This is a genomic window from Methylobacterium organophilum (genome assembly GCF_022179465.1).
In the GTDB taxonomy this organism is placed as follows: Bacteria; Pseudomonadota; Alphaproteobacteria; order Rhizobiales; family Beijerinckiaceae; genus Methylobacterium; species Methylobacterium organophilum.
In genome coordinates, this window is the sequence record NZ_BPQV01000014.1 from 1 (window position 1) to 12774 (window position 12774).

The following is a 12774-nucleotide window of genomic DNA, read 5'->3' on the forward strand; positions in this document are numbered from 1 at the left end:
GAGCGCCTCTCGGCCGAGGTCGCCCACTTCCTGGACACCGTGCGCGCCGCCTGAGGTAGGATATCCTTCCGATGGGTCTCGGGCTCGCCCGAGATCCGAAAGCCGCACAGGGTTTCGATCCGCACACGCCGCCGCCCCCGCGCGGAGCACCGGGAGCATGGCTCGAGAGCGCTCACGAAGGGGGGCGCCGTGGAGCCACGCGACAAGCTTGTGGGAAGCCAGCGGCTCCCCGGCGTCCCGTGGCCCGAGCCTTCCAGCCCAGACCGTCTTTGCGTCCCGCTGTCTCCGGCTTCTCCGACAGGACGCCCGGACATCGTGGGACGACACCCTCGGCTGCCGCCTCGCCGCGCCGACGACCATCCCGGCAAGCGAAGCCGCCCTGGGGCACCGCCCTTTCCGGAATGGGCGCAAGACGGTGACGATGCCGCAGTCGTGCGCTGCATCGCTTCGGCTTCGCCGCGCGAGGACGGAGAAGGATCGGCGGGACACTCGGCGCCTCGACGCCTACCACTCCCACTCGGCGCCGACGCCGACGCTGGTGCGGCCGTCGCTGCCGGCTTCGCCCTTGAGCTTGATCCGGCGGGTCACGTCGAAATCGACGCCGACCGCCGTGTCCGCAGGCTTGGCGCCCGCCTTCACGCCGATGCTGACCCGGTCGTTGATGTAGCGGGAGGCACCGACCGCCGGGCCGCCGCTGGCGCCGGTGGAAACGTCGAGGCTGTCGAGACCGAGGCCCTTGCGGGCGGATTCGAACACGTCCGGTCCGCCGGCCCCGCCGGAGAGCTGCGCCACGGCCTGGGCGAGTTGGAGCGCCTGGAAGGGGGAGAGGCCGCCCGCCGCCTTCTTGAACAGGAGGCGGGAGAGCACTTCGTCTTGCGGCAAGCTCGGATCCGACGTCAGCGCGAAGGCCGGCGCATCCGCCGGGCCGGTCACGGCGACGCGGGCGGTGACGTCGCCCGCCTTGGTCTCGGCGGCGAAATCGAGATCCGGCGTGGTCAGGGCGCCGCCGAAGGTGAGGCGGCCGCGGGTGAAGTCGAGGCGCTGGCCGACGAGGCTCAGGCGCCCGCGCCGCATCTCGAAATCGCCCAGCGCCCGGGGATCGCGGGACGAGCCGGTGAGGTGCAATTCGCCGCCCAACTCCGCATCGATGCCGCGGCCGCGCACGAAGATGCGGTTGGGCGCGCTCACCACGATGTCGAGGGTCGCATCGAAGGGCGCTGCGGCCTTGCCCCGGCGCTTGCCTGCCTCGGTCTGCGCCTTGCGCTCGGCGCGCTGGGCGAGGCGGGCCTTCACCTCCGGGGTCACGTTGACCCGGCGGATGCCGGGCAGGGGCTGCACCGTGGCGGGCAGGCGGTCGGGCACGGAGACGTCGACCGAGACCACGTCGACCCGGCCGGAGATGCGCGGCGTGCGCGCGAGCGGACCGGACAGGGAGAGGTTGAGGCTCGACACCGCGGTCATCAGCGGGCTCGAGACCAGCTCGGCCCGCTCGCCGGCGATGCGCAGGGTACCCGGGAAGCCCGAGGCGGGATCAACGGCGACGCGCCCGTCGACCGCGAGGCGGCCGCCGTTGCGGGTGGCGGCGGTGATCCGCTCGATGGCGAGGGTGTCGCCCCGGCCGGTCACCCGGCCCTGGATCTCGGTGAGGCGGATACCGTTGAGGGGATCGCTGAAGCTGCCGCCCGAGAGCGTGGCGCTGCCCTCCACCCGCGGTGCCGCGATGGTACCGGTGACGCCCCCGTCGAGGGCGAGCCGACCGGTGACCCGCTGGCCGCCGGTGCTGAGCAGGGAATTGGCGAGCGCCGCCTCCAAGCTGCCGCGGGCGCGCAGGGACAGGGGGCCGCCGGGCTCGATCGGCACCGTGCCGGCGATGGTCACGTCGGCCCCGCGGCCGGCGGAGACGCGCCCGTCGAGGCTGGCGGCCCCGTCGCTCAGGGTGCCAGAGGCTTTGGCATCGATCGGCGGCAGCCCGGCCTTGCGGGTTTCCGGAGCCACGAGCCGAGTGATCGAGAGCGCGTAGCGCCCTTCCGGCCGGGTGGCCGACCCGCGCAGGTCGGCCTCGCCGTCGAGGGTGCCGGACAGGGCGAGGCTCGGGCTGGCGATGCGGGCCAGCGAGAGGGGCAGGGCGCGGATGCCGACCTTGAGGTCGAGCTCCCGGCCGGCCCCTCCCTGCAGGCTGACCCGGCCCGAGCCGGCGGCAATGGTGAGCCCGTCGATCCAAGCGGCCCCGTCCTCCAGGGTCACACTGGCCGGGCCGGCGAGCGCCAGCCGGTCGCCGTTGCGGGCGGCGGCGAAGCGCTGCAGCTCGATGCGGATTCGCTCGCCCGGCACGAGGCGAGCGGCACCGTCGAGGGCGAAGCCCCTCGCCTTGGCAGAAAGCGTCACGTCGCTGGCGCTCGGCGTCCCGACCGCGGCGAGGCGAACCGTGTCGAGACTCTGGCCCGCGGCGATCAGGCGGTCGGCCTCCAGCCTTCCGTCGAGGACGGGCCTTCCGCGCAGGTCGTGCCCGGCGAGATCGGCCTCGAGCCGAGTCAGCCCGTAAGCATCGTAGCGCAGCGACGCGCCGGTGGCGCGCAGGGCCGCATCTTGCCGACCGCCCGCCCGGGCGAGGCTGAGGGCGGCGTCGAGGCGGCCGCCCATCGGCGCCAGCGCCAGGGGGCTGAGATCGTCGAGATTGCCGGCCTTCACCGCGAGACGCCCCTCGCTCAGGAGGCTGTCGGCCTCGACCGTGGCCGCGCCGTCCACCGTGACGGAGCCGAGCGCGAAGGCGAGGCGGTCGAGGGACCAATCGCGAGGGGAACGCTTGGCGAGATGGGCCTCGCCGGTCAGGGGCTTGCCGGCCACGTCGCCGGAGAGGCGCAGGCTGCCGTCGAGGGCGCCGGTGAGGTCCGTCAGGACGGTTTCGAGCCTCAGGCCCCGGATCGGGCGGCCATTGGCGCTCACCTCGGGGGCGGTCAGAGTCGCGGTCAGGTCGGGTTTCTCGAGGCTGCCGGTGAGGCGGCCCTCCAGGGCGGCCCGGCCGGCGAGCCGCCCGTCGAGAGCGGCGAGGCTTTTCAGGTCGATCCGGCCGCTCACATCGGCCTGCGTCGTGGTGGCCTGGCCCTGGAGGCTCGCGAGCAGGCCGGCGCCCTCGAAGCGCAGGCGCTCGAAACCGTAGCCGTCATAGACTTGGAAGACGCGACCGGTGAGGCCGGGATTGCGCCCGAGCAGGCGGTCGGCGGCTTCAAGGCCGGTGACGAGGCCGCTCGTGGTCACGGTGAGATCGGCCGCGAGCGCCTTGCGGGCCGGATCGCCGCTGAGGGCGGCCCTAGCATCAAGGCTGCCCGCCAGTGTGAGGCCGGCGAGCCCCGAGAAAGCGGCGAGATCGGGCAGGGACGCGTCGAGCCGACCGGTGAGGAGGTTCTGGCCGACACGCCCGGTATAGGCGGCGCGGGCGGTCTCCGCGTCGAGCTTCAGGGTGGTGACGTCGAGGGTGCCGTCGCTCTGCGTCTCCGCCCGGAAGGCGAAGAGGGCGTGGCGGCCGAGGGCCCGGCGCAGGGCCGGATCGGCCGGGCGCAGGCCGTCGAGATGGCCGTCCGCGGCCAGGGCGAAACGGGGCGCGGCCTTGGGGTCGGTCGCCGGGATCGGCTCGGCGCTCACCGTGGCGTCGATCCGGTCGAGGGCGGAATTCTTCGTGCGCAGGCCGGCGGCCTGGAGAGCGCCGCGCACCCGGGGCGCGGCGAGGGGACCCTTCACGCTGCCGTCGAACAGGAGGCTGCGCAATTCGGCCTCGGCGGCCTTGGTCACCTCGCCCTCGGTGGGCACGGCCCGGGCATGGAGGCTCAGATCGGCGACGCGGTCGGCGGTGATGCCGCCGCCGGCGCTGAGCCTGGCCGTGCGGGAGGTGAGGTCGAGGCGGTCGATCCGAAAGGCGCCGCTATCGGCGAAGCCCATGCCGCCTTCGAGTTTGGTCTCGCCGGAGAACACCGCCGCGGCGGGGCCGGGCATCAGGCCCTCGATGCGCGCGCCGAGATCGAGGGCGAGGCGGCGCTCCTCCCCGATCCGCGAGATCCGGGCGGTGCCCCGCGCCCCGATCTCGGGGCCGGCATCGAAGTCGAGCTTGGCGTTCCAGGCATCCAGGGTGCCGTGGCCGTCGAGATCGAACCGGATCGGCGGCTCGCCGGGGAGGTTGGCCGCCTTCGAGAGCAGGCCGTGCTCGGGCTCGATCAGATTCGCCTTCACCTCCAGCGTCGCGCCCTTGGGCACGAACAGGAGCCTGGCGACGAAGCGCCCCGCCGCGTCGAGGCGCCGGGCATCGACGCTGAGATCGAGGCCCTCGGCCGGGTTGCCGAGCTTGGCCATGCCCTCCGCCGCGAGCCGGGCCGGCTGGCCGGCGATGCTCTCGCCGAGCACCAGCTCGGCGAGCTTGAAGCCCTTGATCTCGACCTTGACCGGCAGCTCCGGCAGCAGGGACCCGTCGGGCTTGGCCTCGGGCGGCGTCGGGCCGGGGATGGGTTTGCGCAGGACCTCCAGTCGGCCGATCTCCAGGCTGTCCACCTGCAGACGGCCGGAGAGCAGGGCGAGGCGGCTCCAGACCAGCCGGGCGCGGTCGAGCTTCAGCCAGACGCCGTCGCGGTCGCTGATGGCGACGTCGCGGATCGTGGCGTCGGAGGAGAGCGCGCCGTCCACGGCGCCGATCGCGACCCGGGAGGAGGGGGTCGAGAGCGCCTTCGACAGCAGGCCGCCGAGCACCGACTTCTCCCCCTCTCCGGCCGCGCGGGGGAGGGCGGGGGCGAACAGCACCACGGCGAGGAGGACGAGGAGCGTCGCGACGACCCGCCCCCCGCGGAGGCGGGAGGGGATGCGCTCCGGCGGCGCGGCGTGGTCCTTCGAAGCCCGGTCGACGATCAAAAGGCCTGGCCCAAGCTGATGTAGAGCACGACGGGGCGCTCGTGGTTCCCCTTCACGTGGTCGAGGGGGAAAGCGAGGTCGACGCGGACGGGGCCGATGCCGGTGTAGTAGCGCAGCCCGATGCCCGCCGCCTTGCGGATTCGTTCCGAGAAATCGGGCACGGGCGAGGCGAAGGCGGTGCCGGCGTCGAAGAAGGGCACCACGCCGATCGTGTCCGTGACCTTGATGCGGGCCTCCAGCGAAGCCTCGAACAGGCTGCGGCCGCCGATCGGCAGGTTGAACGGCCCGCGCGGGCCGAGGGTGCGGAAGGGAAAACCGCGCACCGAACCGCCGCCACCGGCGAAGAAGCGGAAATTGTCCGGGATCTCCGCGAGACCCGCCCCCGAGACCGAGCCGAGGCCGATGCGGCCCGCCAGGATGTAGCGGGATTCGTCGTCCAGCGAGTAGTAGGTCGAGCCCTGGGCCTTGGCGACGACGATGCCCGGATCCGAGCCCATGAAGCCCGGATAGGGCGCGACGGAGGCCATGAGCCGCACGCCCTCGGTGGGATCGAGCAGGCTGTCGGTGGAATCGTAGGTTACGGAGATCGGCACGCCGATCAGCCGGTAATCGACCGTGCCGAGGGCGTCCTTCGAGCGGCCGAACTGGCCGTCGATGCCGATCTGGGCGGAGAAGCTGTCCAAAAAGCGGTGGCGGATCGCCGCCGAGGCCCCGGCCGCATCCACGAAGTAGCTCTGCTGCACCTCGCGCGCGGCGAAGACATTGGCCAGGAAGTCGTTGCGGGTGCCCCAGAGCGCCGGCTTCACGAAGGTCGCCGAGACGCGGCCGCCCAGCCCGTTGGTGCCGATGCCCGCCACCTTGCGCTGCTGCGCGTAGGGGTCGAAGCCGAGGCCCAGATAGTAGAGGTCGGCGTCGATGCGGAAGGTCTCGCCGCCGCCGAACAGATTGCGGTTGGCGTAGTAGGCGCGCACCCCCGGCCCGTCGACGGTGGAGTAGCGGGCCGAGAGGCCGATCAGGTTGCGCTCGCGCTCGCCGAGCTCGACGAAGAGCGGCAGGTTGCCTTGCGCGTCGAGCGCCTCGCCCTCGCGCACCCGGATCGAGCCGAGCCCCTCGACCTTGGCCAGCGTCCGGCGCAGCTCTGCCACCGCCTTGGGCGCGTAGGGATCCCCCGGCTCGGTGTAGATGAAGGAGCGGATGACGGCGGGGTCGATGCCCTCGGCGCCGTGCACGGCCACCTCGCCGATCCCCGCGACGGGGCCCGGCTCGATGGTGAAGCCGACATCCATGACATGGCCGGCATCGTCCACCACGGGATCGCGGGCGATCGCCTTGGCGAACGGATGCCCGAGCGCCCGGAAGCGGTCGACGATCCGCGCCTCGCGGGCGAGCACGGTGGCCGAGCGGGCGGGCACGTCGTCGTCGACCCGGGTGAAGCGCTCGGGCAGCACCTCTTCGGGGAAGGGCCGGCCGCGGGCGTCCCGGGCCTTCACCGAGCGCAGCGTGTAGAGGGGGCCGGGATCGACGGCGATCTTCACCGGCACCAGGGCGCGGTTGCGGGACGCCTCCGCGGCCCGCGCGACCGCGGCGACGGAGGACTCGCCGGTCACGGCCACGCCGTCGATGCGGATCGAGACCGTGCCCTGATAATAGCCGTAGCCGGACAGCGCATCGACGAGGCGGCGCAGATCCGCCTCGGCCCGGCGCACCAGCCCCTCGCCGTCCGGCGGCGCCTCCTGGCGCAGGCGATAGAGGGTCGAAGTGTCCTGGAGCGCCGTGAGGACGTCGGAATCGTCCACCCCGGTGATGCGCACCGTGTAGGGCAGGGCGGTCGCGCTCGGGGTCGGGGGCTCCTCCTCGCCACCGAACAGACCGAACAGGTCGAAGGCTCGGGCCGGGGCCGGCAGAGCCACGGCCAGAGCCGCGGCGAATGCGCAGGCCCAAAGGCCGGCCGAGCGGCCGCGCCTCCCGGAGAACAGCCGACGCACGATCACCCGCGGGCCGCGCCGGTGGGGAACCGGCGCCCGAAGCGGACCATCCGCAGGCCGAATGACGATGTCTGGAAACGCGCCATCGCATGCCCCCGTCAGCGACGATCGACCGAACCGACGCGACGCTCGGGCAAAAGTTCGGTGCACCGGACCAGCCGGCACGCCTCGCAAGCACCACGCGTATGGAGCGCAACGGTAGCCTTAAGCGGGACCGGAGAGCAACCTTTGATAACCTGTCGGCCGGCCGTTCCCCTGTGGGCCGCTGTGGTCATCGGGGATTCGCTCCGTCGGCGATCCCCACAGGGAAAACATCCTCAGATTGCAATTGGTGCGACGCTTCGCCTCTAGGGGATCCAGAATCGCCCTCCGCGGGTTGTCCCGCGGGGACGACCAACCTACCTGTCGAGCAACCGATCTGCCTCTGCCTCCCACCCAGAACGATTGCCGGGAGGTCTTGAGCAGCTGCCGCGCGTGCGGCGGGAACAGGATCGGTCGACCACTCCGCATGGCGAACTGCACGGCTCTGCCGACGTCGGGTTTCGTCGTCAGCGGAGATTGCGTGGCACGGACGATAAGGACACGAGCGCCATGAACCAGGGCACCGTCAAGTGGTTCGACGAGATCAAGGGCTACGGCTTCATCCAGCCCGACAGCGGCGGCAAGGACGTCTTCGTTCACATCTCCGCCGTCCAGCAGGCCGGCCTGCGGGGCCTGGCCGAGGGCCAGAAGGTGTCGTTCGACGTCGAGAACGACCGCCGCAGCGGCAAGCCCTCGGCGGTGAATCTTCGCGCGTCCTGAGCGTTCGCCGTAACTGAAAATTCGACCTTTTCGCGCAACAGGTCGAAAATTATCCCACTTATCGACGCGGATCGGCCGAACCTCTGTTGCTTGTTGCAGCGCAAAGGTGCATCCGGTCCGCCGTTTCAAAGAATCGGGTCCGTCGGACCCTGCGTCGCCGATGCCCGGTCCGAGCCCGGCGATGAACCGACTCACGACATGAGAAAGGTCATATGAGCGCATTCGACTTCAGGAACTTCGAAGACCGCCGGCAGAATTCGCAGAGCGCCAAGGCGGCCCTCCTGGAAAAGTTCAAGGCCCGCCCGGCCCTCGACGACCCCGAAATGATGGCCAAGGCCAAGGCCCGCGCCGAAGTGGCGAAGGCCCGCGAGGAGCGCGCCCGTGAGCGCGAGCGCCTCCGGCTCGAGGCCGAGCGGAAGGCCGCCGAGGAGAAGCGTCTCCGCGAGGAGGCCGAACTCGCCGCCCAGATCGCCCGTGAGGAGGCCGAGGCCGCCGCTCTGGCCGCTCGCAAGGCCGCCGAGGCAGCCGAGCGCAAGGCACAGCGCGATGCCCGCTACGCGGCCCGCAAGGCGAAGGTGAAGGTCAAGCGCTGAGCCGCGCGACCTTCTCCGAACTTCGAACACCCTCGCAAGCCCGCCACACGTGGCGGGCTTTCGTCGTTGGAGGGCATCTGCGCCCTGGCGCGGGGCCCCGATCGTTCTACTCTGGCGGCAGCGGAGGGAAGATTCTCTTCCCAGACCCGCTGTCAGGGAGAACGGACATGGCGAGCGTCGATGTCGATATGGTGAAGTGCGCCTGCCCGGATTGCGTCTGCGTGATCCCGGTGGCCAAGGCGGTGGAGAAGGACGGCAAGGCCTTCTGCTGCGACGAATGCGCGGAGGGGCATCCCGATCACGCCGGCTGCGAGCACGCGGGCTGCGCCTGCCACGGCTGAACGGCATCCCGGCCGGGTGTTGCGGCGCCCGGATGTCGGTGCCTCGTGCCGATCCCGGCTACGTTCCGGGTTCGTCAGGAGCGGGCCGGGCTGCATCGCGTCATGCAGCCCGGACGATGTGATGCGCGCGGCGAGCCCGCTCAGAACCGTGCCGTCAAGAACAACCTCAGGTTTCGTCCCGGCAGCAGGATCTCGTCCTTCTTGAACGAGGCCGAGTTGCGGATCTGGTCGTCCAGGAGGTTGCGGCCCTGCAGGCCCAGGGTGATCTCGCTTGCGCCGTAGACGGCCGGGTCGAGGGGCTTGGTGTAGCTGACCTCGGCCCGCAGATCGTCGAAGCCGGGCGTCGTCGTCTCGAGCGACGCGATCTCGGTATGGGCGAAGGCGTGCAGCAGGAAGACCCGGGCGAACCACCCGTCCGCCCGAAGGAACACGCCGCCGCCGACGCGGTGGGGCGGGATGCGCGGCACGAAGGTGTTGTCGTCGAATTGCGCCCGGACGAAGTCGTATTGCGCATCGATGCCGAAGAAACCGTCGCCCACCGGGATCAGGTCGAGCTGCGCGGCGATCTCGGCGCCGTAGAAGGCGGCGTTGCGCTGGGAATAGACGATCTGCTGCAGCTCGTCGTCGCTGCCGCACGAAGCGAAATCGTCGCCGCAGCGGATGCCCGTGTCCCGCTTGTAGATGAAGCCCGTGTAGCGGGTGTAGTAGCCGGTGGCGTCGAGCCGGAACGGGCCCTCCGCCCGGCGGATGCTCGCCTCGACGGTACGGGCGCGCTCCTTCTTCAGGTCGGCATTGCCGATCTCGAAGGTCTCGGTCGCGTCGTGCGGCCCCCGCGAATAGAGCTCGAAGGCCGTGGGTGCGCGCTCGACATAGGAGCCGTTCAGGCTCGCCACGAAGCCATAGGGCAGGTCCTGCAGCGCGCCGAAGGACAGGCTCTTCGGCGCGAAATGCCGGCGGCGGCCGTAGGAGAGGGGATCCTGCCCGTCGACCGGCAGGAAGTCGCTCGGGAACTGCGTCGCCGTGCCGGTGGAGCGGTCGCCCTCGATGCGCCCGGCGCCCTGCAGGCGCAGCCCCCCGCCGAGATTCAGCTCCTCGAACAGATAGGCCGCGTTGGAGCGGGAATCCGTGGGCGCGAGCAGGGAGCCGGCCTCGCCCGAGGTGCCGATCAGGCGTCGCCCGGTCTGCAGGCCGAGGGCGCCGGTGAGGGTGCCGAAGGGCAGGGTCACCGGCACGTGCTGCAGCTCGACGCGGCCCTCCGCCTCGCGGTTCTTGAAGGTCGCCTGGATGCCGTCGATCCCGTCCTCGCCGATGCCGGTCTCGTTGTGCTTGTAGACCGAGCCGCCGGCCCAGAAGCGGATGACCTCGAACGGGCCTTCCAGCGGTCGGTACTCGCCGCGGGCGAGCACCCGGTCCTGGTTGGGATCGAGCCGGGTGCGGCTCTGGGCGGCTTCGGCGCCGGGGATCTGATAGAGCGCGTCGTAGTGGCTGTAGGAGATGCCGACGAAGCCGCGGTCGCCCACGATGGAGAGGCCGACCGCGCCGCCCTGCGAGCGGTTGGCCGAGTTGGCCTGGATGCCGAGCGGCGTGTCGTAGCTGTCCGCCCCGGTCTTGAAGCCGTCGGCATGGACCGCGACGTTCTCCGCGCCGGCATCGACCGTGCCCGCCACGAGGCGGCCATTGTCCACGCTCGAATAGCCGGTGGTCACTTGGCCGGCATAGCCCTTGGCGGGGATGAAGGTCGGGACCCGGTTGTTCTCCGCCGAGACCACGCCGCCGATCGCCTGGCTGCCGTAGCGCAGGGAGGCGGGGCCGCGGATCACCTCGATGCGGTTGGCCACGAGGGGATTGATCGGGACGCCGTGATCCTCGCCGAGCTCGGACACGTCCTGGATGCCGACGCCGTTCTCCTGGATGCGCACGCGGTTGTTGTCGAGGCCGCGGATGATCGGCCGCGAGGCGGCGCCCGGCGCGTAGGTCGAGGCCGAGATGCCGGGCCGGTCGATCAGGGCGTCGCCCAGGGTGCGCGGCTGGTCGCGGGCGATCTGCTCCTGCGTCACCACCGTGACCGGCGAGAAGGTGTTGGTGACGACGGGCAGCACGCCGGTCGGGACCGAGGCGGGCCGGCCTTCCGTCGTGCCGGCGCCACGGGCCTGGACCGGGCTCGCCGAGGTCACGCTCAGCTCTTCCAGCGTGGTCTCCGTCTGCGGCGCAGCCAGCGCCTGGCCCTGCAGGCCGATGAGCCCGAGGGCCGTCCCCGCCAGAAGCCGCCCCAATTCGGATCGCCCGCGCCGCATCATACCCCGCCAAAAATGTTATAATGTTTCATTGCGGAAGCGTGACACTGTTACAAGGGGGCGGGGCCGCCCCAGCCCTCGGAAACCCGGGGCGTGGCACGGCTGCATCACCCGCGCAGGGGCGCTCTGGCAGCGCTTGGGCTTAGCGGAAATCGGCCGCATCCCGGAAGCCTTCCGCCATCCGCGTCTCGGCCTCGTCGACGCCCTGGTGATGCACCGCTCGCTCTGACGGGAACCGGAGCGGTTGCCCGGGCTTTTGGCCCGCATGTCCGCGATCTCCGCAAAACCCGGCGGCCTGCGCGTCAGCGTCGACCTGAACCGCTGCCAGGGCTACGCCCAATGCTGCTACGCCGCACCCGAGCAATTCGCCCTGCACGGCCACGAGGCCCTGTTCTACGATCCGGCCCCCTCGGCGGAAGCCTGGGGCGCGGTGGAACGGGCCCGCGTCGCCTGCCCGGTCCAGGCGATCCGCCTCGAATGCCCGACGGCGGATCGCGATGCCGAAAGCTGATCGCGCCGTCATCGTCGGCGCCTCGCTCGCGGGCCTGCGCGGGGCCGAGGCCCTGCGCCGGGCCGGCTTCGACGGCGCTTTGACCCTCGTCGGAGCCGAGCGCCACGCCCCCTACGACCGGCCGCCCCTGTCGAAGCAGGTGCTCACCGGGGAACTGCGCCCGGATTCCTCCGCGCTGCCGCAGCCCGCCGGCCTCGACGCGGAATGGCGCCTGGGAACCGCAGCGACTCGGCTCGACCGGTCGGCGCGCACGATCCATCTCGCCGATGGCAGCCGGCTTCCCTACGACCGGCTGCTGATCGCCACCGGCGCCGCGGCCCGGCCTTGGCCGAACCCGGCAGAGGCGCGACTGACCGGCCTCCACACCCTGCGGGACCGGGACGACGCGACGCGCCTGCGCGCCGCCCTCGTCGCCGAGACGGGCCGCGTCGTGGTGATCGGCGGCGGCTTCATCGGCTGCGAGGTCGCCCATGCGGCCCGGGCCCTCGGCCTCGCCGTCACCCTGGTCGAGCCCTCGGAGACGCCCCTGAAACGGGTGCTCGGCGCCCATCTGGGGGCCGTGGTCGCCGCGCGGCTGAAGGCCGTGGGGGTCGATCTGCGCACCGGCACCAGGGTCGAGCGGCTGGAGGGCGACGGGGAGGGCCGCGTCGCCCGGGTCCATCTCTCCGACGGCACCAGCCTCGAGACGGGCACGGTGGTGGCCGCGCTCGGCGCCCTGCGCAACACCGCCTGGCTCGGGGGCTCAGGCCTCGCCTTCGACGAGAAGGGCCTCGATTGCGACGCGGAAGCCCGCGCCCTCGACGAGGCGGGCCGGCCAGATCCGGCGATCTTCGTCGCCGGGGACGTCGCCCGCTTCCCCCATCCCCTCTACGGTCGCCGCGTCGCCCTGGAGCATTGGGAGCATGCGATGGCGCAGGGCGCGTATGCCGGCGCCCGGATGGCCGGCGCCGAAGCGGCGGGTCCCTACGGCACCGTGCCGGCCTTCTGGTCGGCGCAGGGTGACCTCAACATCAAGTCGATCGGCCTCACCGACGGGGCGGATGCACTGGTGATCGCGCAAGGCGACCCGAAGACCGGGCGCTTCCTGGCCCTCTACGGGCGGCAGGGGATCTGCATCGCCGCCGTCTCCTTCGACAGGGCCCGCTGGCTGCCCGCCTACACGGAAGCGATCGCCCGCAAGGCGCCGTTCCCGCCGATCCGCGGGGCGGTAGAGCAGGGCGATCTCGCCCTGCTCGATCCGGGCTTCGACCGGGGCTGATCGCGCGATCGCGGCGGCGGCAAGCATCGCCAGAAACATCGCGCAGAGCGCGCTGCGACATCCGCGCATAGGGCAGGAACATCCGCCAGCAGATCCTGTTC

The 12774-nt window shown here is 71.8% G+C and carries 8 protein-coding genes; 5 read left to right on the forward strand and 3 right to left on the reverse strand.

The genetic code is table 11. The features are described from left to right. Positions 1 to 504: 504 nt before the first annotated feature. Both MFF21_RS20075 and MFF21_RS20080 read right to left on the reverse strand, forming a co-directional pair. The gene (locus MFF21_RS20075; protein ID WP_444543582.1) at positions 505 to 4842 is read right to left on the reverse strand and encodes a translocation/assembly module TamB domain-containing protein; all 4338 of its coding nucleotides are present in this window, start codon (positions 4840 to 4842) and stop codon (positions 505 to 507) included. A gap of 44 nt (positions 4843 to 4886) precedes the next feature. After that, the gene (locus tag MFF21_RS20080) at positions 4887 to 6800 is read right to left on the reverse strand and encodes an autotransporter assembly complex protein TamA (RefSeq protein WP_238313354.1); all 1914 of its coding nucleotides are present in this window, start codon (positions 6798 to 6800) and stop codon (positions 4887 to 4889) included. 666 nt (positions 6801 to 7466) lie between these two features. Here MFF21_RS20080 and MFF21_RS20085 point away from each other — a divergent pair. The 3 genes from MFF21_RS20085 to MFF21_RS20095 all read left to right on the forward strand — a co-directional run bounded on the left by MFF21_RS20085 (position 7467) and on the right by MFF21_RS20095 (position 8610). Continuing rightward, a complete protein-coding gene (locus tag MFF21_RS20085) occupies positions 7467 to 7676 on the forward strand; it encodes a cold-shock protein (protein WP_238313356.1) in 210 nt (69 codons plus the stop codon). 212 nt (positions 7677 to 7888) lie between these two features. Further along, positions 7889 to 8269 carry a DUF6481 family protein gene (locus tag MFF21_RS20090; protein WP_238313358.1) on the forward strand — a complete coding sequence of 127 codons (381 nt, stop codon included), beginning with the start codon at positions 7889 to 7891 and terminating at the stop codon, positions 8267 to 8269. A 167-nt stretch (positions 8270 to 8436) separates the two neighbouring features. Then, positions 8437 to 8610, forward strand: a complete 174-nt coding sequence (locus MFF21_RS20095; RefSeq protein WP_238313360.1) for a metallothionein — start codon at positions 8437 to 8439, stop codon at positions 8608 to 8610. A 140-nt stretch (positions 8611 to 8750) separates the two neighbouring features. On the opposite strand, the gene MFF21_RS20100 is transcribed toward MFF21_RS20095, so the two are convergent. Then, entirely contained in the window at positions 8751 to 10904 is a 2154-nt protein-coding gene (locus MFF21_RS20100; protein WP_238313361.1) for a TonB-dependent receptor, read from the reverse strand. Between the two features lie 265 nt (positions 10905 to 11169). Here MFF21_RS20100 and MFF21_RS20110 point away from each other — a divergent pair, with 265 nt between their 5' ends. Then, positions 11170 to 11415, forward strand: a complete 246-nt coding sequence (locus MFF21_RS20110; RefSeq protein WP_238313362.1) for a ferredoxin — start codon at positions 11170 to 11172, stop codon at positions 11413 to 11415. Then, a complete protein-coding gene (locus MFF21_RS20115) occupies positions 11402 to 12673 on the forward strand; it encodes an NAD(P)/FAD-dependent oxidoreductase (RefSeq protein ID WP_238313363.1) in 1272 nt (423 codons plus the stop codon). Before MFF21_RS20110 ends, MFF21_RS20115 begins: the two co-directional genes overlap by 14 nt. The last annotated feature ends 101 nt before the right edge of the window (positions 12674 to 12774 follow it).

Excerpts from the sequence above, each read along its gene's own strand:
- MFF21_RS20085 (WP_238313356.1), top strand. The coding sequence starts at position 7,467 with ATGAACCAGGGCACCGTCAAGTGGTTCGACGAGATCAAGGGCTACGGC.
- MFF21_RS20090 (WP_238313358.1), top strand. The coding sequence starts at position 7,889 with ATGAGCGCATTCGACTTCAGGAACTTCGAAGACCGCCGGCAGAATTCG.
- MFF21_RS20095 (WP_238313360.1), top strand. The coding sequence starts at position 8,437 with ATGGCGAGCGTCGATGTCGATATGGTGAAGTGCGCCTGCCCGGATTGC.
- MFF21_RS20100 (WP_238313361.1), bottom strand. The coding sequence starts at position 10,904 with ATGCGGCGCGGGCGATCCGAATTGGGGCGGCTTCTGGCGGGGACGGCC.
- MFF21_RS20110 (WP_238313362.1), top strand. The coding sequence starts at position 11,170 with ATGTCCGCGATCTCCGCAAAACCCGGCGGCCTGCGCGTCAGCGTCGAC.
- MFF21_RS20115 (WP_238313363.1), top strand. The coding sequence starts at position 11,402 with ATGCCGAAAGCTGATCGCGCCGTCATCGTCGGCGCCTCGCTCGCGGGC.